Source organism: Mesorhizobium sp. B2-1-1 (assembly GCF_006442975.2).
Classification (GTDB): Bacteria; Pseudomonadota; Alphaproteobacteria; order Rhizobiales; family Rhizobiaceae; genus Mesorhizobium.
In genome coordinates this window covers 5,240,949-5,261,742 of sequence record NZ_CP083954.1, presented here as the reverse complement: position 1 = coordinate 5,261,742, position 20,794 = coordinate 5,240,949, and the positions used below count along the sequence as shown (strand labels likewise).

Here is a 20,794-nt window from a genome sequence, read left to right as displayed (position 1 = left end):
CTGATGCGTCAGGAACCGACTGTTTCATGCCAGGGTGATCCGGAACAGCCGGAACCCTTCCCGCCCCATCGAACGGAACTGACCGTAGGAGCGCTCAGCCTTGGCCGCGCAGGATGCTGACGACGAGCAGCGTCAGCGCCGTATTCCACAGCGCCTGCTCGGCCCGGTATTTGCACCGGCAGCCACCACGCCCTGCGCCTGGTCGATGGCGTGTCCCAGCAGGCGCGGAATGAAAAGCTGCAGCGTCGCGGCGATGAAGGTCGAGACGATGGTGATGGCGACCTGCCAAGGGTGGCGCAGCGTCATGCGCATGATACGCAGCAAGGTGCCAGGGCCCTTGCCCCAGGAGGCTTGCGCCACATGGGCAAACGATTTGCCGCGCCCCGCCGCGCTGCCGATTGCTTGCGTGTTCAAGGACCTATCCAAACCGATCCGGACTTTAGCCCGGACGAATGAAACAGATTCAAATTCAAGTGCCACGATGTTACGCGCCTCCCGCGCGGCCGTTCAAGGGCCAATGACAGCTTCGCGCTGTGCCTGAAATGACACGCCCGTATTTCGCGCAATGATCGCGCTCATCGTCAGGCTGCCCGCCCAAATAGAAAAATTGTTCGTCCCGGCGGCCCCGAAAAGCCGATCGTTCCTTTCCCGGCGCACCGAACTCCGTGAGATTTGGGGCATCGATGGCGGCTTCGGCCGCTGGAAAAGGAGCAGCACATCCACGGGCCCGGGTTTCCGGGCGAAGTTTTCAAGCAGCACCCGGAAAGAACCCGGAAAGGAGCTGACATGCCCAGAATAGTGCCCGTGCTCGATCTGAGCCGTCTCGAACAAGGCGCGTCGGAGCGCCGGACGTTTCTGGCGGATCTGCGCTCCGCCTCGCGCGACATCGGTTTTTTCTATTTGGCTGGCCACGGCATCCCATGGGCCGACATCAGCGAGACGCTCGCCGCTTCGCGGGGTTTCTTTGCCTTGCCGGAAGCCGACAAGCTGTCGATAGAGATGGTCAATTCCTCGCAGTTCCGCGGTTATACCCGCGCTGGCGGCGAACTGACCAAGGGCAAGGCCGACTGGCGCGAGCAGCTCGACATCGGCGTCGAGCGCCCGCCCATCGCGCAAGGCCCGGGAATTCCTGCCTGGACGCGGCTGCAGGGGCCGAACCAGTGGCCGTCGGCGTTGCCGGCGCTGAAGCCGGCGCTGCTGGCCTGGCAGGCCAAGGCGACGGCCGTGGCCATTCGTCTGCTCAAGGCCTTCGCGCTGTCGCTCGACCAGGCCGAGGACGCTTTCGATCCGATCTATGGCGGCGAACCCAATCATCGCATGAAGATCGTGCGCTATCCCGGCCGCGAAGCGACCGGCGGCGACCAGGGCGTCGGCGCGCATAAGGACGGCGGTTTCCTGACGCTGCTGCTTCAGGACGACAACAAGGGCCTCCAGGTCGACTATGACGGAAGCTGGGTGGACGTGGATCCGATTCCCGGAACGCTCGTCGTCAACATCGGCGAGCTGCTGGAGCTCGCCTCGAACGGCTATTTGAGAGCCACCGTGCATCGCGTCGTGACGCCGCCCGCCGGCGTCGAACGCATCTCGGTGCCGTTCTTCTTCAGCGCCAAGCTCGATGCCACGATACCGCTGCTCGAGCTTCCCGAGGGACTGGCGGAGCAGGCGCGGGGGCCGGCCAGCGATCCTGACAATCCGCTGTTTCGCGATGTCGGAACCAATGTGCTGAAGAGCAGGCTGCGCTCCCATCCCGACGTTGCGCGGCGTCATTATGCCGATCTGTTTGAGCCCGAGACCCGGGCAGGCTGAGCCATTCGGCAGGTAGAAATTTTTGTAGGGCAGCAAAATTTTAGAATTCTATTCGTCGTCAGCGCGCGAAAATGGGCTCAAGATAAAATTATCGTTCGAGGTTTCCTCCCATTCCTCCGAACGGTGTTCCCCTCTGAAGGTTATGACCTTCTTTCTGGCCGGGCCGTCTTCGCGCCCGGCCATTTTTCTTTGCCGGGAACAGTTTTTGCGGCCTGGGAGCGCGCCACGACGACACGCCATTTTCTTGGAAATGCTTTCTCTTGCGTTCCACTTGGGAAGGCGCAACCCTCTCCAATCCAGTCACCACCGCGAAAGAGAGATGCTCATGACATCCAATGTCGCCGTCATTGCCGGAGCGGGATCCGGATTGAGCGCCTCGCTTGCGCGCCTTCTCGCAAGGGAAGGTTTTCGTGTCGTGCTGGCCGCCCGCAACGTCGAGAAGCTCGACCCGTTGCTGGCGCAGACCGGCGCCCAAGCCGTGGCAACCGATGTCTCCGATGCCGCGTCGGTGCAGCGCCTGTTCGAGGTCGCTGACAAGGCCGGCCCGCTGTCGCTCGTGGTCTTCAATGCCAGCGGACGCGCCCGTGGCCCGATAGCCGAACTCGATCCAGAGGCTGTCAGGCAGGCCTTGCTGGTGGGGGCCTATGGCGGCTTCCTGGTTGGCCAGCAAGCAGCCAACCGGCTGCTTTCGCAAGGCTCGGGCTCGATCTTCTTCACCGGCGCGACGGCAAGCGTCAAGGGATTCGCCGGCTCGGCCGGTTTCGCGATGCCCAAATTCGGCTTGCGTGGACTGGCGCAATCCATGGCTCGCGAACTGGCCCCCAAGAACATCCATGTCGCGCATTTCGTCATCGATGGCGCCATTGCCTCGACCGTGCCGGGAGGGGCTCCCGACCCGCAGGATCGACGGTTATCGCCGGACGCGATCGCCGAGGCCTATCTCGGCATCCATCGCCAGAACCGCAGCGCCTGGACCTGGGAACTCGAGCTCAGGCCCTGGGTCGAGACCTTCTGATCGGCACGGTGACCTATGCAGCTTTCGCGGGGCTTCCATGCAAGGCGGCGGAGAGAGTCGACATTGCATGGGGATGTCACTATATAGCGGCGGCTTCGATGGCTTGTGCCTGGAAACGGCAACGTCATCGGGCAGCTGTTGTGACAGCCATTGAGATGCAAGCGGACCTGAAAACCGTAAGAAGCAAGTAGAAGCAGCCTCTCGAGGCGGGACAGGATTCCCGCCAAACGATACCCGCCCCCCAGAAACAGAAAATGTTCTTCAATCCTCTATTTCCTTTGGCTCTGTGGACCTTGGACGACATCGGCTTGCCGTCCGGTGGCGACTCGGCTGGAATGGGGACATGCATCCTTCACCGGATGCCGACGTTTATGATTACCAACCGGCTTCGCCGCCAGGGAAAAGCAATATGAGTGAGCACGCCATCGAATTCTTGCAGGGATGGATTGGCGAAAAAGTCCATTGCCAGTCCCACGCCAGGATCGAGAAGCAGGCCGAGACGCTGGCCAGGGAATGCGCTGCCAAGGCGGCCGAGGTCGGCATACCGCTGGAGGATATCCAGGAAGAAGTCGGCGACATCCAGGAACTCATCGCCTCCCGGCTCGAGGAAGCGGCCGAGGCCGACGAGCACCAGCAGGCCGCGAGCAAGGCCGCGGAATAATTCAGGAGCAATCCTGTATGAATACGCGGACCATTCGGTCCGCGTATTTGTCTCAGCCGAATTTCTCCTCCAGCCACGCCTTCGGCAGCGCCGGCACGAAATTGCCGTCGCGGCCGGTCATGTCCTCGTTGGCGACCATCGCATTGAGGACGGCTTCCTCGACGCCCTGGACCACGGCATCGAAGAACGGATCGATGTCGCTGTCGGGGATGAACTCGGCGCGAGCGATCCGGCCCGGCGGCGCCAGGGCCGCGTCGGGATTGGCGGTAGAGAAGGCGAGGAAGATGTCGCCGGAACTGTGATAGCCGAAGCCGCCGGTCATGGCGACGCCGAGCGGCACACGGCGGGCCAGCCGCTTCATCTGATGCGGCAGGAACGGTGCGTCGGTGGCAATAACGGCGATGATCGAGCCTTTTTCGGCACGTGGGGTGCCTTCGCGGATCGCCGGTTCGACGAGCTCCAGCCCGGCGCGCAGGCCTCGAAGCGTGAAATTGCGCCGCTTGCCGAAATTCGCCTGCACGACGGCGCCGACGGTGTAGGCACGCCCTTGCCATTCGGTGATGCGCGACGCGGTGCCCGAACCGGCCTTGAAGCCGAAGGCGATCATGCCGGTGCCGCCGCCGACGCTGCCTTCCTCGATCGGTCCGCTGGCGGCACCGTCGAGCGCCTCGGCAACATGCCCTGGTGTCACATGATGACCATTGATGTCGTTAAGGAAGCCGTCATAGGTTTCCGCTGCCACCGGCAGTCCCCAGCCGCTGTCGAGTGCCGCCGGCAGCGCTTGGCTCATCCAGCGCAGCGTGCCGTCGCGCGAAACGCCGCAGGAATGCGTGTTGGTGACGGTGATGGGGAAGTTGAAGGCGCCGGTCTCCTCGACGATATGCGAGCCGGTCAGTTCGCCATTGCCGTTCTGGCTGAAGATGCCGGCAAAGACCGGTATGGCAAGGTCGGCCCGCGGCCTGGGCAGGATCGCGGTCACGCCGGTGCGCACCGGTCCCTGGCCCACGACGAGCGGGCCGTCGCCTGAAATCAGCGTGGAATAGCCGACCGACACTCCAGCCACGTCGGTGATCGCGTTGAACGGGCCGGGCGTGCCGTCGAAGCCGATGCCGAAGCTTCGCGCGCGCGGCTTGCCGGAGGGCGTTTTGTGATGATGCGGATTGTCTGTCATGTCACGGTTCAGAATAGGGAGCCCTGGCTGCCGGGCTCCTTGGCCTTGGTCGCGGTTTTGGCGGCCGGTCGTGGCCGCGCCGAGCCGCTGGTCGCGACCGCATCCGCCGTGCCGTCGGCGAACTCCAGGGACAGCGCCATCCCCGCCGTCAATTCCGCCGCACGCTTGACGACGGCGCCGTCGGCATCCTTCACCAGGGCGAAGCCGCGTGCCAGCACCGCCTTGTGCGACAGCGTCGCCAGCAAGCGGTCGGCCTGGGCGACGCGACTGCGCAGCCGCTCCAGCCTCAGCGATGCCGCATGCGTGCTGCGCCGCGTCAGCGCGGTCAGGAAATCCCTTTGGGTCCGCTGCCGCCGCGCCGTGGGCTCTATGGTGATGCGGCCCTGCAGCGCCGCCAATTGCTGCCGGAGCCGCTGCAGCGACGCCCGGGCGCATTTCGGCAACTGATCGGCGGCGCGATTGAGTTCGGCGCGCCGGGCCCTCGTCAGCGCGCGCAACGCACCCTGTGCCCGCAGGAGATTGCGCTCGTTGGTCCGCCGCGCCTCGGCAATTCGCTGCGACAGCATTGCCGGCGTCAGTTTCAGGGCGAGGAAGCGTCCCCGCTTGCGTTCGGTCGAAACCATGAGGCCGCGCCCGAGCCGGCTCGCCGCCTCGTCGAGGCGACGACGTGGCAGCGCCAGCAACTGATCGGGCGAGGGCAGCGCACGCGCTGCCCCGCGCACGGACTGGCGCTTGCGCTCGAAATTGCGCGAAACCGCAGCCTTGAGCCGCGCGCCGAGACTGGCGAGCGTCGCTTCGAGGTCAGCCTTCACCGGAACGGCGATTTCGGCCGCCCCCGTCGGCGTCGGCGCCCTCACATCCGCGACGAGGTCGATCAGCGTCCAGTCGGTTTCGTGGCCGACGGCCGAGATCACCGGAATGGCGGAGGCGGCGACGGCACGGGCCAGGGCCTCGTCGTTGAAGCCCCACAAGTCCTCGAGGCTGCCGCCGCCCCGCGCCACGATCAGCAGGTCCGGGCGCTCGATAGTGCCATCCCTTGCCAGCGCGTTGAAACCGGCGACGGCGGCGGTCACCTCGGCGCCCGCGGTTTCGCCTTGCACCCGCACCGGCCAGACGAGCACATGCAGCGGAAAACGATCCTTGATCCGGTGGATGATGTCGCGGATGACGGCACCCGTCGGCGAGGTGACGACGCCGATGACGCGCGGCATGAAGGGCAGCAACCGCTTGCGGCCCCCCTCGAACAGTCCTTCGGCCTGCAGCCGGCGCTTGCGCTCCTCCAGCAGCGCCATCAAGGCTCCGGCGCCCGCCGGTTCCAGATTGTCGATGACGATCTGGTAGTTGGATTTGCCGGGATAGGTGGTGAGCCTGCCGGTGGCGATCACCTCCATTCCTTCTTCGGGGCGGAATTTCAGCCGGCCCATCGTGCCCTTCCACACCACGGCGTCGAGCCGCGCGCGGTCGTCCTTCAGCGTGAAATAGGCATGGCCGGAGGAGTGCGGCCCGCGATAACCCGAGATTTCACCGCGCACCCGCACATTGCCGAAGGCATCCTCGACCGTGCGCTTCAGGGCGCCTGATATTTCGCTCACCGTATATTCGGTGGCGTTGCTGCGTGATTCGGATGCTGCTTCGCTCATCGGCCGATTGGGGGGTGGTTGCGCGCCGGCGTCAAGCTGGCTGTTTTCAGGTCGGCGTTCAGGTGCGTCTGATCGCTTACCAGCCCGGCAGGATCTGGTTCGGCTTGGTTCGCCGCATCTTGCTGAAGGCGAGTGCCGCGAAATCGAACGTTCCCGCCTCTTCGCCAAGCGGCACCGAGATGTTGTCCAGGCTTTCGGAAATGTGCCGGGCCAGCGCATCGACGATCTCCGGCCGCGAGGTTTGGCCGCGCATGATGCCGATGCGGCAGTCGGGCAGGGCGCCGAAGCCGTCGGCCTCGCCCAGCACCCGCATGCCGGGCCTGAGCGCGCATTCCGGCAGCACCGAGATCGCCAGGCCCGACAACACCGCGGCGGTGATGACCGTTGCGGAAAAGCTGGTGAACAGGATACGATAGTCGCGGTTCTGCTGGTCAAGCACGTCGACGGCGGCGCGTCGCCAGATACAGTTTGGCCGGCCAAAGGCCATAGGCAGCGTCTCCTGCTCGTGCGTGGCGTGGTTGGCCGAGGTGACCCACAGCAGCGGTTCGCGCCGCACCACCTCGGACTGGCCCCGCACGTCGTTATGCGTCACCAACGCCAGGTCGAGATTGCCGCGCTTGATGTGTTCGACCAGCCCCGGCGTCGGTTCGCAGACGACGGTCAGTTCGACGCGTGGATTGGAACGCGTGAAGCGCGCCATGATCTCGGGCAGGAAACGGTCGGCGTAGTCGTCCGGCGTACCGATCCGGATCGTGCCTTCGAGCCGCCGGTCGTCGAAGGCGGCCAGCGTTTCGCGGTTGAGATAGAGCAGCCGTCTTGCGTAGGAAAGCAGCTTGTCGCCTTCCTCCGTCAGTCTGTTGCTGCGCCCTTCCTTTTCGAACAGCGGCTTGCCGATCCGCTCCTCTAGCCGGCGCATCTGCATCGACACCGCCGACTGGGTGCGGTGCACCTCTTCGGCCGCCCGGGTGAAACTGCCAGTGTCGGCGATCGAGATGAAGGTCTGCAACTGATCTAGATCGAGCGGCGCTTTCATCGGCATGATCCATCACTAGTGTTGATGCTTAAGATTAGAAACATTCGTTGGATTAATCAATCGAGCAATGGCAAATTACTGATGTCCACATGAAGGCATGTGAATCGAAGCCGGAACGGCCGCTGTCGCCAGCGCCGATCGCCTGGTTTTGCCCGTTCGAGTCTGAAGGAGACCGACATGGTTACGTTTGATTTCGCTACCGAGACCTCGCGCATCACCACGCGTCCGGCCGTTGCGACGCGCGTGATTAATGCGGTCTCCAATGTCTACCAGGCCTGGAAAAACCGCCGTGCCTTCTATCGCCTCGGCGAGATGTCGGACGCCGAGCTTGCCGATATCGGCCTGACGCGCGCCGACCTGCACGTCGCCATCGACGTGCCGTTTGGCCGCGATCCGACGGCGATGCTGCGCGAAATCGCCAGCGATCGCGTCGAAACCATCGAGGACATCGCCCGCAGGGTGGCCTGATCGGTTGAATTTCGGTCCCGCTGAACCTTTCATCAGTCAGCGCGACAAAGGTTATGCAGGCTTCCCACTCCCTGCCGGTCCCCCGCCGGCCTGCCTGCACGCTGCCCGGTCCTCCCAAGGACCGGGCTTTCTTTTTGCGTTAGGCAAAAGCCAAAACCTGGGCGACGGCTACCGCCGATCCATGCCGCGCTTGAACTGGTCGAAAATCGACTCCATGCCTTTCTGGTAGTCGTCGCGCTGCTGCGCTCCGGTCTCGAACATCTTGCCAAACAGATCGTCGAACGGGTTCGTCGGCCTGCCGCTCGGATTGGCCTGCGGCTGCGGCGCCTGGGGCTGCCGCCGAGCTTGGGGCTGCGGCGCCGGCTGCTCGCCGCCTGATGCACCGCCACCCTGCCGCAGCATCTCCTCGAAGATCTTGCCTAGCGGACTGTCGCCATAGGGGCTCTGGGTCTGCTGCGGCTGAGGCTGGTCCTGCGGCGGCTGCGCGCCACCGCCGAACATGTCCAGCAGCACCTTGCCGAGCGGATTGTCGCCAAAGGGGTTCTGTGTCTGCTGCGGTTGCGGCTGGGATCGGCTTTGCGGCTGTGGCACGCCGCCGCCGAACATGTCCTGCAGCACCTTGCCAAGCGGGTTGTCCATCGGGTCTTGCGATGGCGGGCTCGGCTGCGGCGCCGGCGCCTGGGCGCCGCCCAGGCCGCCTCCCTGGCGCATCATCTGCTCGATGATCTCGCCCAGCGGATTGCTGCCGGCGGCGCCGAAGCCGCTGGCCGCCTGCATCTGCCCCCCGGCCAACTGATTGGTGGTCTGCTTGAACAGCCCGCCCATCATCATCGAGGCCAGGGCCGGCAACATCTGTTGCAGCACCTGCTGGCTGATACCGGTCGCTTGCGCCGCCTGGCCGGCAACCGCGCGCGACAGATCCTTCGAGCCGAACAGATGCCCCAGAATGCCGTTGCCCTCATTGATGCCTTGCGGCGAGAAGGCCCGGGTCGCGTCCTCGAAATACTTGGCGTGCTGGCCGCTCGCCATCGCCGTCATGAAGGCGCCGAGCCCATAGGGATCGGCGGTGTTGCGCCTCAGTCCTTGCGAAAAGGCAGGCAGCAACGCCTCCACCGCAGATTGCGTCTGCTGCATCGAGAGCCCGTATTGTTGGGCAAGCGCCTGCATGCCGCTGCCGTTCTGGGCTTGTGCCAGCATGTCGAACAAGGAAGGCATTGGTCTCTCCTCCGGAAATCCCCGCCGGAGAAGCCTAATTCGTTTCCACCGCCGATTGAAGCGGCTTTTGCAGGAGCTCGGCCGCCTCAAAGCCGAGGGTCAATAGGCGTATTCCATGAACACCGGCTCGATCGAGCCGCCCCAGCGTGTGTGGTAGGCCGACAGCATCTCCTCGGCGCTGGTGGTGCCGCGCGCCACGACCTCGTCGAGCGTGTTGAGGAACGAGGTCTCGTCATAGCCGTCGCGGTTCTTCTTGCCGCGGTTCTTCAGCCCCATGCGCGAGATGGTGAGCACGTCGCGCGCGATGTCGCGCAACGTGGCGTTGCGGAACGGCGCCGAAATGCCTTGTTCGGGCACGGCGTTGCGCATCGCCAGCACTTCCCCGTAGGTCCAGCTCGAGGTCAGCGCCTCCGCCGCATCGAGCGCTGCCTCGTCATAAAGCAGCCCGACCCAGAAGGCCGGAAGGGCGCAGATGCGTCGCCACGGCCCGCCATCGGCGCCGCGCATCTCGAGAAAGCGCTTCAGCCGCACGTCGGGGAAGAGCGTCGACAGATGATTAGCCCAGTCGCCCATCGTCGGCAATCCGTCCGGGATTTCATTGCGGACGGCCCCGGCCATGAACTGACGGAAGGTGACGTGCGTCATGTCGTGGTACTGGCCGTCGCGGATGACGAAATACATCGGCACGTCGAGTGCCCATTCGACATAGTCGGCAAAACCGAAATCGGGCGAGAAGCAGAATTCGAGCAGGCCCGAGCGTTGGTTGTCGGTGTCGCGCCAGATGTCGCCGCGCCAGCTCTGCAAGCCGTTCGGCCGGCTTTCCGTGAAGGGCGAATTGGCGAACAGCGCCGTCGACAGCGGCTGCAGCTTCAGCGACACCTGCATCTTGCGCCGCATGTCCACCTCGCTCTCGAAGTCGAGATTAACCTGGATCGTGCAGGTGCGGTACATCATGTCGAGGCCCTTGGTGCCGACCTTGGGCATGTAGCGCGTCATGATCTCGTAGCGCGACTTCGGCATTTTCGGCGTCTCGGCCAGCGACCATTTCGGGCTGCCGCCAAGGCCAAGGAAGCGGATGCCCATCGGCTCGGCGATCTCGCGCACCTGCGCCAGGTGGGCATTGCCCTCGCGGCAGGTCTGGTGGATCGTCTCCAGCGGCGCGCCGGAGAGTTCGAACTGGCCGCCGGGCTCCAGCGAAATCGCGCCCTGGCCGGTCGGCTCGACCAGGCCGATGATGCGGCCGTCATCGATGATGGGGTCCCAGCCGAGCTTTGACTGCATGCCTTCGAGGATGGCGCGTATGCCGCGCTCGCCGCCATAGGGCACCGGTCCGTTGCCGTCGACGTAGAACGGGAATTTCTCGTGCTCGGTGCCGATGCGCCACTTGTCCCGCGGCTTGTTGCCCTCGGCCAGATGCGCGACGAGTTCGTCCATGCCTTCGATCGGCCGGAAATCGGTTGTGTCGCGCGCCATCATCAAGCCCCTGCGGCGCTATGATCCCGAAATCGACCTCGATTTTCGGGATATGCGCCAAAATCAAAGTACTACAGCGGCCTTTGCGCGTCGACGCGCGGCACTGCAGGGCGGCCGGAAGACCGCCGGCGCTAGATGGACGAAATGTCAGTAGCCGATCAAGCGAAAAATCCTGAGCCAGAGGTCAACAGGAATTGAACGATGCGGCTCTTCCCATCTCCACAAGAGGGGAGGAAGAAACCCTCACCAATCGCCGATTGTGGCCTGCATCACCGCCAGTGCGGCCACGGCGGCCGTATCGGCGCGCAGGATGCGCGGGCCGAGCGGAATGGCAGTGACGAAAGGCAGAGCGCGCAACAGCTTGCGCTCCTCATCGGAAAATCCGCCTTCCGGCCCGACCAGCAGGCCGAGCTTCCTTTCGCTTACCGCTTGCAGCGCGGGCAGGGGATTGTTGGTCGAAGCGTCCTCGTCGCAGAAGACCAGCCGCCGCTCCTTGTCCCAGCCGGTCAGCAGGCGTTCGAACTTTTCCGCTTCCCGCACCTGCGGCACCGCAAGTATGCCGCACTGCTCGGCCGCCTCGACGACATTGGCGCGCAACCGGTCGATGGAGGGTTTCGCCACTTGCGTGTGCTGGGTAATGACCGGCTGCAGCACGCCGGCGCCCATTTCGACCGCCTTCTGCACCAGATAGTCGAGCCGGCCTTGCTTCAGCGGTGCGAAGCAGTAGACGAGATCGGGCAGCGGCGGCTGCGGCCGTTGCCGCGCCAGCACCCTCAGCTTCACCGCCTTCTTGGACCTGGCCGCGATGGCCGCCGACCATTCGCCGTCGCGGCCGTTGAACAACAGGACCTCGGCGCCCTCGCCAAGCCGCAGCACATGCAGAAGATAATGGCTCTGCTGGTGGCCGGCGTCGAACTCGATCTCCGGCCCGAGATCGTCGGGCACGAACAGGCGTTGCATCTTGTAATTGGCGCGCATGGCCGAGGAATGGGCGAGCCGGCGGTTGGCGTCAAGCCTTGGCGGAAGGATGCCAGACGGGTTCGTAGCCTCGCCTCAGCACCCCGATCGTGGTCGGCGGCGTCAGCAGCCGTAGCGGCCGATGAGCGAGGTCGTTGAAATCCTGCGCTCCGCAATATCCTGCGAACGACCAGCGCAGCGCCTTGCCGCGACGCAAGGCGTAGGCATTGCCTCCACCCTCGACCATCGTGCCGTCGGGCAGGCCTGCAAGCTCGTCAGCCGCCACCACCGGCGGCTTGCCGCCCGCGGCCAGCCGCTCCTTGTGCAGCCGCTTGTCGACCTGCGGCGCGCGCGGCTCCGTTATGCCGAAGGCTTCGCCGAAGCGACCCACAAAATCCCTGGCCCGTTCGCGCCGGCAGAAGAAGCAGGGCCGATGGCCCGCCGCCAGCGCCGTCACCTCGTCGAGGAAGAACAGTTCCGTCCAGCCCGCCTTGGGTCCCGATAGATCATCACGTCGCCGGTTGCGGCCCATCGGCTCGCGCCGCACGTCGCCGAAGTCGCAGACGCAGATGATCCAGGCGTGAAGCGCCCAGCGTTTTTTCAACAGCGTCCTGGTCTCGGGATCGTGGATGATGCCGCGATTGCCCATGAACAGGCCGCGCTCGGGCACGGCGTGGATAGCGCCGAACGGATCGACCCGGTTTTGCAGTGGCATAGTTTTCTCCGCGCGCCCGCATCTTGGCTGAAATGCCGGCGCCATGATATCGCTCGTCGCATCGTTTTCACGTCAGCAGGGTTTTGCGATGCGGGTGCTGGTGGTCCAGAACTACGACAACACCGGCCTCGGCCAGGTCGGCGCGGCACTTGCGGAAGCCGGTGCCGATCTCGACATCCGCCTTCCTTACAAGGGCGATCCGCTGCCGGATGATGCGAACGGCCACGACGCCATGGTGGTGCTCGGCGGCGGCCAGAACGCGCTGGCCGATGAGGAATATCCCTATTTTCCGGCGCTGCTCGAACTGACCCGCGATTTCGCCGGCCAGGACCGCGCGGTGCTCGGCATCTGCCTCGGCAGCCAGCTGGTTGCCCGCGCCTTCGGCGGCGAGAACCGCATCGGCGACGCCAACGAATTCGGCTGGCGCGGCGTTTCGCTGACGCCGGAGGCCAAGGCCGATCCGGTGCTGGCCGAGCTTCCGGAAAAGTTCCCGATCTTCCAATGGCACGACGACACCTTCGTGCTGCCTGAAGACGCCGTGCGGCTCGCCGGCAATGATGTCGCCGAGAACCAGGCGTTCCGCGTCGGCCGCGCCGTCTACGGCTTCCAGTTCCATTTCGAGGCCGATCGGCCGCTGGTGAAGGACTGGAGCACCTCTTTCGCGCCGCTCATTGCAGCGCGCCACCCCGACTGGGCCGGCAAGCTCGAGGGCGAAATGGCCCGTAACGGACCGGATGCCGATGCTGCCGGCCTTGCCATCGCCCGCGCATGGGTGGCGACGATCTGAGCATCATCTCTGCGGACCAGGGCGTGGCACAATTGGCACGCGGCGGTGAATCCGCCTGGGGAAAACCGGTTTCGTCCTTGGCTTGTGTACGCCCGCCATCCTAGAAGGCGCGCGCTCTGCATCACCGGTGCAACCGCGATGGACCTTTGTGTGGCCCGTGCGACACACCGCCGATACAGAACGTGCCTAGAAGCGCGAAATCGTCGAAACTTTGAGACGTATTTTCGGTTTCAACGCATTGGTAACCGCCTCGTGCACAGATGCAGGAAGCTCAACAAGAGATGACGTCCGTGAAAGCAGCGCTTCTGTCCTTTGCCATGATGTCCGCCATCGTGATTTGCGGTCTCGGCATCTATGCGGCCGATGCCGCCAACAACCACAACGCCGTCGACGGCTACGGCGTCACCGCTTCGCTGCGCTGAATAGCCGGACCGTTCGCGTCGTTTCCGCGACGCGCGCCACTCAAGCTTCCCTTATTGTCATTGTCAGAATGCGTTTGTCGGCGTCCTCGACAACGAGCGCGCTCAGCATGCCTGATTGCCAGGCGAGCGTATCGACATTGACGCGGTTGGCCATGACCTCCGCCTCGGGAACGGGCGTGTGGCCGTGCACCACGATCTTCGGGAAAAGGCCAGCGTGATCGTGGAAAACGTCGCGGATCCAGATCAGATCCTGCGGATTCTGGTTCTCCAGGGCAACGCCTGGCCTGATGCCGGCATGGCAGAAGAAGAAGTCGCCGAAGCTGATTGAGAAGGGTAGCGAGCGCAGGAAGTCGATATGGTGTTGCGGTACGGCTTCGAGCAGAGCCTGATGCCCCCGTCTCATCGTCTCCATCCTGCCGAACCAGCCGGCGTCGGCCGCGAGGGGCACACCGTAGGATAGCGCCGTCTGGACCCCGCCATAGCGCATGAAAAGCCCGTCCGGGTCAGGGGTATCGAGAAAATCGAGAAAGCCGAGATCGTGATTGCCGGCAAGCATCAGGTTTCGCGGATCGCGTTTGCGCGCCTCGATCAGGAAATCGACGACCTCCTTGGAGTCCGGCCCACGGTCGACATAGTCGCCGAGGTGGATGACGCGCCAGTCGCGAGCCGGCTTCCATTCGAGCTCGCTCTCGATCCGCTGATGCATGGCGGCCAGCAAATCGAGCCGGCCATGGACATCGCCGATTGCGTAGAGACGCATGCCGTCCGGTCCGCGCGCGTCCAGGAAATGAATGTCGGGTTCTGCCAACGTATCGCTGTCTCCGTGATCAGGCCGTCGCCGACCTGGCTAGCGCCGGATCTGGTCCTTGCCCATGTCGGTCACCAGACGTTTTCCGCACAGCGCCAATGTGATGTCCATCTCCTTACGGATGATTTCCAGCGCTTTGGTAACGCCTTCCTTGCCGAGCGCGCCCAGGCCGTAGAGAAACGGCCGGCCGATATAGGTGCCCCTGGCGCCGAGGCACAGTGCCTTCAGCACGTCCTGGCCGGAGCGGATGCCGCCATCCATGTGCACCTCGATCCTGTCGCCGACCGCGTCCGCGATTTCCTCCAGCGCCATGATCGACGAGGATGCGCCGTCCAACTGACGCCCGCCATGGTTGGAAACGACGATCGCGTCGGCGCCCGTTTCAGCGGCCATCAATGCGTCTTCCTTGTCGAGAATGCCTTTCAGGATCAGCTTGCCGCCCCAGCGTTCCTTGATCCAGGCGACATCCTTCCACGACAGATGCGGGTCGAACTGCTCCGTCGTCCATGACGCCAGCGAAGCCACGTCGCCGACGCCCTTGGCGTGGCCGACGATGTTGCGGAACGTGCGGCGCTTCGTGCCGGCCATGCCCATCCACCAGCGCGGACGGACCGCGATGTTGGCGATGTTGGCCAGCGTCATCTTGGGCGGCGCCGAAAGTCCGTTGCGGACATCCTTGTGCCGTTGGCCGAGTATCTGCAGGTCGAGCGTCAGCACCAACGCCGAGCATTTCGCCGCTTTTGCCCGGTCGATCAGGTCGAGCACGAAGTCCTTATCGCGCAGCACGTAAAGCTGGAACCAGAACGGCTTCTTCGTCACCGACGCGACATCCTCGATCGAGCAGATGCTCATCGTCGACAGCGTGAACGGCACGCCGAATTCCTCGGCCGCCTGCGCCGCCAGCATCTCGCCGTCGGCATGCTGCATGCCGGTCAGGCCGGTTGGGGCCAGCGCCACCGGCATGGCCACCTTCTCGCCGATCATGGTCGATTCCAGTGAGCGGTTGCTCATGTCGACCAGCACGCGCTGGCGGAACTTGATCTTCTGGAAGTCCTCCTCGTTGGCCCGGTAGGTGCTCTCGGTCCATGCGCCGGAATCGGCATACTCGAAGAACATCCTGGGCACGCGCCGTCGCGCCAGGTCCTTGAGGTCGGCAATGGTGAGAATGTCGCTCATCGTGTCCCCGCTTGATCGATATCGTTCAGGAGCGTTTGCGCGCCGGTTCGGCATCGCCGGCTTCAGAGCGTTGCCTGAGCCTGAGCCGCGATACGCGCTGCCAGTCGCCGCTGCGCTCGGCTTGCGCCATCGACCGCTCGACATAGATCATGTGGTCCATCGCCGCCTGCCGCGCGCCGGCCGGGTCGCCGGCCTTGACCGCGATGTGGATCGCCCGGTGCTGGGCCAGCAGCGCATCGCGCGCGCCGGGCACCGTGAACACCAGCAACCGGTTCTGGAACACGCCTTCCGACAGCAGCCTGTAGCAGGAGCGCAGCGTATGCAGGAGCAGGATGTTGTGCGCGCATTCGCAGATCGCATGATGGAATTCGACGTCGATCTCGGCTTCGTCGTCGAAATCCCCGGTGCGGTGCGCTTCGTCCATGCGTGCCATGATGCGGTCGAGCAGGGCCAGGTCCTCCGGCGTGGCGCGCCGCGCCGCATATTCGGCGGCGATCCCCTCCACCTCGCGGCGATATTCCAGGTAATCGGCCACCGCCTTGCGATGCGTCGAGATCAGGTCCGCCACCGGCTTGGTGAACAGCTGGCCGATGATGTCGGCGACATATGTGCCGCCGCCCGGCCGCGTCGTCAAAAGGCCGCGTCCCTCGAGCGCCTTCAGCGCGTCGCGCAGGATCGGCCGGGACACATCGAACTGGCGTGCCAGCTCGCGCTCGCCAGGCAGCCGGTCGCCGGTGCGCAGCACGCCTTCGAGGACGAGGCTTTCGATCTGCTGCACCACCTCGTCGGCGGTTCGCGAGTGCTCGATCCTGGAAAAAATGTCGCTCAACGGCATGCCTGGGAGTGTTGAACCGGTGTCACGCAAGATAAAGCCAGCGTCGCCAACTGGTCAAATTATTTATCCAATTGGTCGAAGCGTGTCGGCTTCCCCGCTCGCGCCCATATCGTCTTCGGCTAAACTTTGCTGTTTGCGTCAGGAGCCTATTGGCTCTAGAGGACGCAACTGCAAGAGGGTTCAAAGAAACCCGGGGAACAAGCCGTGTCGCACGACCCGTCCAATCTCGAATTTCAGCCGCGCGCCAAGGGCAGCGTGCTCGGCTTTCCGGCGCATGAGGGACGGCCCGGCGCGCTGGGCGAAGTCCATGCCCGTCCGCACCCGCTGGTCGAGAAGCCGCGTGTGCTGATCCAGCTCGCCTTCATGACCGAGGGTGGCGCCGGCGTCGATCATTCGGTGCTTTCCGAGCTGTCGCGCCGGCTCGGCATAGCCGCCCGACCGTCAGGCCCGCCATCACGCCATGAGATGGGGCCAGGGCTCGTTGCGCTGGGAGCGGCATACCGAATTCTCCACCTATCTGTGGGAAGGGCCGCTTGCCGAAGGCGGCAAGGGCCAGGAGGATTCGCCGTTCGGCAACGGATTTTCTCCACCCGGAACCGTTATTTCAGGCATCCGGCTCGAGATCCGCAAATGGACGCAGGCGGGCGAGCGGTCGATCGCCGGCTTCGATCCGACCAGCCTCTGCTATTCGCTGGTCGAACGCGGCAATGCAGCAATCGTCACCGATTTCCGCCAGGATGGCGACGGCCTGACCCGTATGCTGATCCTTGACCGCGCCCTGACGCCGGCCAGTACCGGCGCCTTGTCGCAGCGGCTGATCGACATCGAGACCTACCGCACGCTCGCCATGCTCGGCCTGCCGTTGGCGCTGGCCTTGTCCGGTCGCGCCCGCCGTATCGAGGACAGGCTGGCCCAGATCACGCTGGAGATGAAACTCGCCGAGACCCGCGACAGCCAGAAATTGCTTGCCGACCTGACCGAACTCGCGGCTGAGTTGGAAGCCGACGCGGCGTCGAGCCTCTACCGCTTCGGCGCCAGCCGTGCCTATGACGGCATCGTCGGCGAAAGGCTGGAAGCGCTCGAGGAAGAAGCCGTACAGGGATATGACACCTGGGCGGGGTTCCTGCGGCGGCGCATGGCGCCTGCCATGCGCACCTGCCGTTCGGTCGAGGAGCGTCAGGCCAACCTGTCGCGCAAGCTGACGCGCGCCACCACGCTGCTGCGCACCTGGGTCGATGTCGAGGTCGAGAAGCAGAACCGCGACCTGCTCGCCTCGATGAACAATCGCGCCCGGTTGCAACTGCGCCTGCAGCAGACCGTCGAAGGCCTGTCGGTCGCGGCCGTTTCCTACTATGTCGTCGGCCTCGTCGGCTATGTCGCCAAGGGCGCCTCGATCTTCGGCCATGCCTTCGCGCCCGAAGTGGTCACGGCGGCGTGCGTGCCGCTCGCCATCCTGCTGGTCTGGTGGGGCGTGCGGCGGGTGCGGCGCATGCATTCCGAGCCGACGAAACATCCGGGCGAGTAGGCGCGCCTTTACTTCCCACAGGGTAAAGCGCGCCAGCGGCAGATTGCCGCTACGGAAGGCGTCCGTTGCGTCCGTGTCCGCTCTCGGTCAAAGCGGGGTTTGCAACCGACGCCCTTCACTGGTAAAAGATTTTGACCAGTCACGCGAGATGAGGCTGCCGATGTCCGGCCTTGCCATGCCCAAGCCAGACGACGCCACGATGCGCCGGCGCGGCGAGATCGTCGCCGACATGCGCATTATCGTGCCGGGCGAGGGTGTGGTCGACGCGGCCAACGAAATGCGCGCCTTCGAGAGCGATGGCCTGACCGCCTACCGGCAATTGCCATTGGTCGTGGTGCTTCCCGAAACGGTGGCACAGGTTTCGCGCGTGCTGAAATACTGCAATGACCGCAACATCCGCGTCGTGCCGCGCGGCTCCGGCACCTCGCTGTCGGGCGGCGCGCTGCCGCTGGAGGACGCGGTGCTCCTGGTCATGAGCCGCTTCAACCGCATTATCGAGATCGATTTCCCCAATCGCATCGTCGTCGCCCAGCCGGGCGTCACCAATCTCGGCATCACCACCGCCGTCGAGCAGGAGGGTTTTTACTACGCCCCCGACCCATCTTCCCAGATCGCCTGTTCGATCGGCGGCAATGTCGCCGAAAATTCCGGCGGCGTGCACTGCCTCAAATACGGCCTGACCGCCAACAATGTGCTCGGCATCGAGATGGTGCTGATGAGCGGCGAGGTGGTGCGGCTCGGCGGCAGGCATCTGGACGCGGAAGGCTACGACCTGCTCGGCGTCATGACCGGCTCCGAAGGCCTGCTGGGCGTCGTCACCGAAGTCATCGTGCGCATTTTGAAGAGGCCGGAGACGGCACGTGCGCTGCTGATCGGCTTCCCGACCAGCGAGCAGGGTGGCCAATGCGTCGCCGACATTATCGGCGCCGGCATCATTCCCGGTGGCATGGAGATGATGGACCGTCCGGCGATTCATGCGGCGGAGGATTTCGTCCATGCCGGATATCCCCTGGATGTCGAGGCTCTGCTGATCGTCGAGCTCGATGGGCCCAGCGTCGAGGTCGATCATCTCATCACCGCGGTCGAGGCGATCGCCATCCGCAACGGTTCGACCACCTGCCGCATTTCGCAGTCGGAGCAGGAGCGATTGAGCTTCTGGGCAGGGCGCAAGGCTGCCTTCCCCGCGGTCGGCCGTATCTCGCCCGACTATTATTGCATGGACGGCACCATCCCGCGCAAGGAACTGCCGCGCGTGCTGGCCGGCATGCGCGAGCTCTCCGAAAAATACGGGCTCGGCGTCGCCAATGTCTTCCATGCCGGCGACGGCAATTTGCATCCGCTGATCCTCTATGATGCCAACGTGCCAGGCGAACTCGACAAGGCCGAGAGTTTCGGCGCCGACATATTGCGGCTGTGCGTCAAGGTCGGCGGCGTCTTGACCGGCGAGCATGGGGTGGGCGTCGAGAAACGCGACCTGATGCCGGAAATGTTCAACCAGATCGACCTCGACCAGCAGATGCGGGTCAAATGCGCCTTCGATCCCAATCATCTGCTCAACCCGGGAAAGGTGTTCCCGCAACTGCGCCGCTGCGCGGAGCTGGGGCGCATGCATGTGCATCGCGGACAGATGGCGTTTCCGGACATTCCGAGGTTTTGAGGGTTATGTCAGCGCCTGAACGCCCCCCTCTGTCCTGCCGGACATCTCCCCCTCACGGGGGGAGATTGGCAGCTTCGTCGGTTCGCCCTTCCGCCAACGCTGGAGATTGGCGAAACCCGGCGCGGCATCCAATCTCCACCCTTGAGGGGGAGATGTCCGGCAGGACAGAGGGGGGCGCGAAGGAACGCGGCATTCCCGCATATTGCGCATCGGCGCCATGACCACCTTCACTCCCATCACCCCTTCCGAAGTCCTCTCCACCGTCGCCTGGGCGGCGGCGGAAGGCTCGCCGCTCGAAATCCTCGGTCACGGCTCCAAGCGCGGCATCGGCCGTCCGCTGCAGACGGAGCACACGCTCGACCTGTCGAGGCTCGCCGGGGTCACGCTCTATGAACCAGCCGAACTGGTGCTGTCCGCAAAGGCCGGCACGCCGCTGGCCGAAATCGAGACGCTGCTGGCGCAAAACGGCCAGCAACTCGCTTTCGAGCCGATGGACTACGGCCCGCTGCTCGGCGGCGAGCCGGGCAAGGGCACGCTTGGTGGTGCGCTTGCAGCGAACCTCTCCGGCCCGCGCCGGCTGAAAGCGGGGGCGGCGCGCGATCACATCCTGGGCATCCATGTGGTTTCCGGGCGCGGCGAGGCCTTCAAATCCGGGGGCCGCGTGGTGAAGAACGTCACCGGTTATGACTTGTCCAAGCTGATGGCCAACAGTTGGGGCACGCTGGCCGTGTTCACCGACGTCACCTTCAAGGTGCTGCCATCGGCCGAGACCGAGGTTACGCTCGCCATCCGCGGCCTGCTCGACGATGCGGCCGCCGCGGCCATGGCCCTGGCGCTCGGCTCCAGTGCTGAAGTATCGAGCGCCGCGCACCTTCCGGAGCGGATTGCCGCACGGGTTGCCGCAGGTGCGCTCGGCAATGATGCGGCCACGCTGCTTCGGGTGGAGGGTTTTGGCCCCTCCGTCGCCTATCGCATCGCCGCGCTGAAGGCGTTGCTCGGAAATGCCGGACCACTGGAGGAGATTTGCAGCGAAGCGTCAGCTGCCCTGTGGCGTGACGTGCGCGATTGCAGGCCTTTCGTGGACAACAACGACAAACCGCTCTGGCGCGTATCGATGGCGCCTGCCCAGGCGCACCAGATGGTTTTGACGCTGCGCATGCAGGCCGCCGTCAGCGCCTTCTATGACTGGCAGGGCGGACTGGTGTGGCTGCGCATGGAGGAGGGTGACCCGGAAGCGACGCTGCTGCGCGGACTTCTGAGAAAACATGGCGGCGGCCATGCGACATTGGTGCGCGCGGCTCCTTCGCACCGCGCCGCCCTGCCGGTGTTCGAGCCGCAGGCTCCCTCACTGGCAGCGCTCAGCCAGCGGCTGAAGCACGAATTCGACCCCAAGAACATCCTCAATCCCGGCCGCATGGCCTAGGACATCA

19 protein-coding genes and 1 pseudogene are annotated in these 20,794 nt (G+C 64.7%); 9 read left to right on the top strand and 11 right to left on the bottom strand.

Annotation, left to right across the window (positions count from 1 at the left end; all coding sequences use genetic code 11):
- Positions 1–132 precede the first annotated feature (132 nt).
- A complete protein-coding gene (locus FJ972_RS25720; RefSeq protein WP_224619155.1) occupies positions 133–414 on the bottom strand; it encodes a hypothetical protein in 282 nt (93 codons plus the stop codon).
- A 372-nt stretch (positions 415–786) separates the two neighbouring features.
- On the opposite strand from FJ972_RS25720, the gene FJ972_RS25715 reads away from it, so the two are divergent.
- From FJ972_RS25715 to FJ972_RS25705, 3 genes are all read left to right on the top strand, one after another.
- Positions 787–1,806, top strand: a complete 1,020-nt coding sequence (locus FJ972_RS25715; protein ID WP_140524806.1) for an isopenicillin N synthase family dioxygenase — start codon at positions 787–789, stop codon at positions 1,804–1,806.
- A 325-nt stretch (positions 1,807–2,131) separates the two neighbouring features.
- A complete protein-coding gene (locus FJ972_RS25710) occupies positions 2,132–2,821 on the top strand; it encodes an SDR family NAD(P)-dependent oxidoreductase (RefSeq protein WP_140515016.1) in 690 nt (229 codons plus the stop codon).
- Between the two features lie 409 nt (positions 2,822–3,230).
- The gene (locus FJ972_RS25705; protein WP_140498383.1) at positions 3,231–3,482 is read left to right on the top strand and encodes a DUF768 domain-containing protein; all 252 of its coding nucleotides are present in this window, start codon (positions 3,231–3,233) and stop codon (positions 3,480–3,482) included.
- A gap of 52 nt (positions 3,483–3,534) precedes the next feature.
- Here FJ972_RS25705 and FJ972_RS25700 read toward each other — a convergent pair whose 3' ends face one another.
- The 3 genes from FJ972_RS25700 to FJ972_RS25690 all read right to left on the bottom strand — a co-directional run bounded on the left by FJ972_RS25700 (position 3,535) and on the right by FJ972_RS25690 (position 7,326).
- Positions 3,535–4,653 carry a P1 family peptidase gene (locus FJ972_RS25700; protein ID WP_140524805.1) on the bottom strand — a complete coding sequence of 373 codons (1,119 nt, stop codon included), beginning with the start codon at positions 4,651–4,653 and terminating at the stop codon, positions 3,535–3,537.
- A gap of 8 nt (positions 4,654–4,661) precedes the next feature.
- Positions 4,662–6,293, bottom strand: a complete 1,632-nt coding sequence (xseA, locus tag FJ972_RS25695; RefSeq protein WP_140524804.1) for an exodeoxyribonuclease VII large subunit — start codon at positions 6,291–6,293, stop codon at positions 4,662–4,664.
- A 76-nt stretch (positions 6,294–6,369) separates the two neighbouring features.
- Complete coding sequence (locus tag FJ972_RS25690; protein WP_140498380.1) at positions 6,370–7,326, bottom strand: LysR substrate-binding domain-containing protein; 957 nt, start codon at positions 7,324–7,326, stop codon at positions 6,370–6,372.
- Positions 7,327–7,503: 177 nt separating this feature from the next.
- On the opposite strand from FJ972_RS25690, the gene FJ972_RS25685 reads away from it, so the two are divergent.
- Positions 7,504–7,794 carry a DUF1127 domain-containing protein gene (locus FJ972_RS25685; protein WP_140524803.1) on the top strand — a complete coding sequence of 97 codons (291 nt, stop codon included), beginning with the start codon at positions 7,504–7,506 and terminating at the stop codon, positions 7,792–7,794.
- Positions 7,795–7,962: 168 nt separating this feature from the next.
- On the opposite strand, the gene FJ972_RS25680 is transcribed toward FJ972_RS25685, so the two are convergent.
- The 4 genes from FJ972_RS25680 to FJ972_RS25665 all read right to left on the bottom strand — a co-directional run bounded on the left by FJ972_RS25680 (position 7,963) and on the right by FJ972_RS25665 (position 12,154).
- On the bottom strand, positions 7,963–9,009 hold the full coding sequence (locus tag FJ972_RS25680; RefSeq protein ID WP_140524802.1) for a DUF937 domain-containing protein: 1,047 nt from the start codon (positions 9,007–9,009) through the stop codon (positions 7,963–7,965).
- A gap of 99 nt (positions 9,010–9,108) precedes the next feature.
- Entirely contained in the window at positions 9,109–10,482 is a 1,374-nt protein-coding gene (locus FJ972_RS25675) for a glutamate--cysteine ligase (protein ID WP_140515023.1), read from the bottom strand.
- 243 nt (positions 10,483–10,725) lie between these two features.
- Positions 10,726–11,460, bottom strand: coding sequence for a 16S rRNA (uracil(1498)-N(3))-methyltransferase (locus FJ972_RS25670; protein WP_140524801.1), 735 nt, complete (start codon positions 11,458–11,460; stop codon positions 10,726–10,728).
- A 31-nt stretch (positions 11,461–11,491) separates the two neighbouring features.
- A complete protein-coding gene (locus FJ972_RS25665) occupies positions 11,492–12,154 on the bottom strand; it encodes a hypothetical protein (RefSeq protein WP_140515026.1) in 663 nt (220 codons plus the stop codon).
- Positions 12,155–12,242: 88 nt separating this feature from the next.
- On the opposite strand from FJ972_RS25665, the gene FJ972_RS25660 reads away from it, so the two are divergent.
- Positions 12,243–12,941, top strand: a complete 699-nt coding sequence (locus tag FJ972_RS25660; RefSeq protein ID WP_140524830.1) for a type 1 glutamine amidotransferase — start codon at positions 12,243–12,245, stop codon at positions 12,939–12,941.
- Between the two features lie 281 nt (positions 12,942–13,222).
- Positions 13,223–13,363: a hypothetical protein gene (locus tag FJ972_RS25655; protein WP_181165325.1), complete on the top strand. Its 141-nt coding sequence runs from the start codon at positions 13,223–13,225 to the stop codon at positions 13,361–13,363.
- 40 nt (positions 13,364–13,403) lie between these two features.
- On the opposite strand, the gene FJ972_RS25650 is transcribed toward FJ972_RS25655, so the two are convergent.
- Genes FJ972_RS25650 through FJ972_RS25640 form a run of 3 tightly spaced genes read right to left on the bottom strand, consistent with a single transcriptional unit; the run spans position 13,404 to position 16,176 of the window.
- Complete coding sequence (locus tag FJ972_RS25650; protein ID WP_140524800.1) at positions 13,404–14,171, bottom strand: metallophosphoesterase family protein; 768 nt, start codon at positions 14,169–14,171, stop codon at positions 13,404–13,406.
- A 39-nt stretch (positions 14,172–14,210) separates the two neighbouring features.
- Complete coding sequence (locus FJ972_RS25645; RefSeq protein ID WP_140524799.1) at positions 14,211–15,347, bottom strand: alpha-hydroxy acid oxidase; 1,137 nt, start codon at positions 15,345–15,347, stop codon at positions 14,211–14,213.
- A gap of 25 nt (positions 15,348–15,372) precedes the next feature.
- Positions 15,373–16,176 (bottom strand): FadR/GntR family transcriptional regulator, encoded by an 804-nt coding sequence (locus FJ972_RS25640; RefSeq protein ID WP_140515030.1) that lies wholly within the window; start codon positions 16,174–16,176, stop codon positions 15,373–15,375.
- A 210-nt stretch (positions 16,177–16,386) separates the two neighbouring features.
- Here FJ972_RS25640 and FJ972_RS25635 point away from each other — a divergent pair.
- From FJ972_RS25635 to glcE, 3 genes and pseudogenes are all read left to right on the top strand, one after another.
- Positions 16,387–17,707 (top strand): annotated as a pseudogene (locus FJ972_RS25635) (DUF3422 family protein).
- Between the two features lie 160 nt (positions 17,708–17,867).
- On the top strand, positions 17,868–19,364 hold the full coding sequence (locus FJ972_RS25630; RefSeq protein ID WP_140515031.1) for an FAD-linked oxidase C-terminal domain-containing protein: 1,497 nt from the start codon (positions 17,868–17,870) through the stop codon (positions 19,362–19,364).
- A gap of 217 nt (positions 19,365–19,581) precedes the next feature.
- On the top strand, positions 19,582–20,787 hold the full coding sequence (gene glcE / locus FJ972_RS25625; RefSeq protein WP_140524797.1) for a glycolate oxidase subunit GlcE: 1,206 nt from the start codon (positions 19,582–19,584) through the stop codon (positions 20,785–20,787).
- The last annotated feature ends 7 nt before the right edge of the window (positions 20,788–20,794 follow it).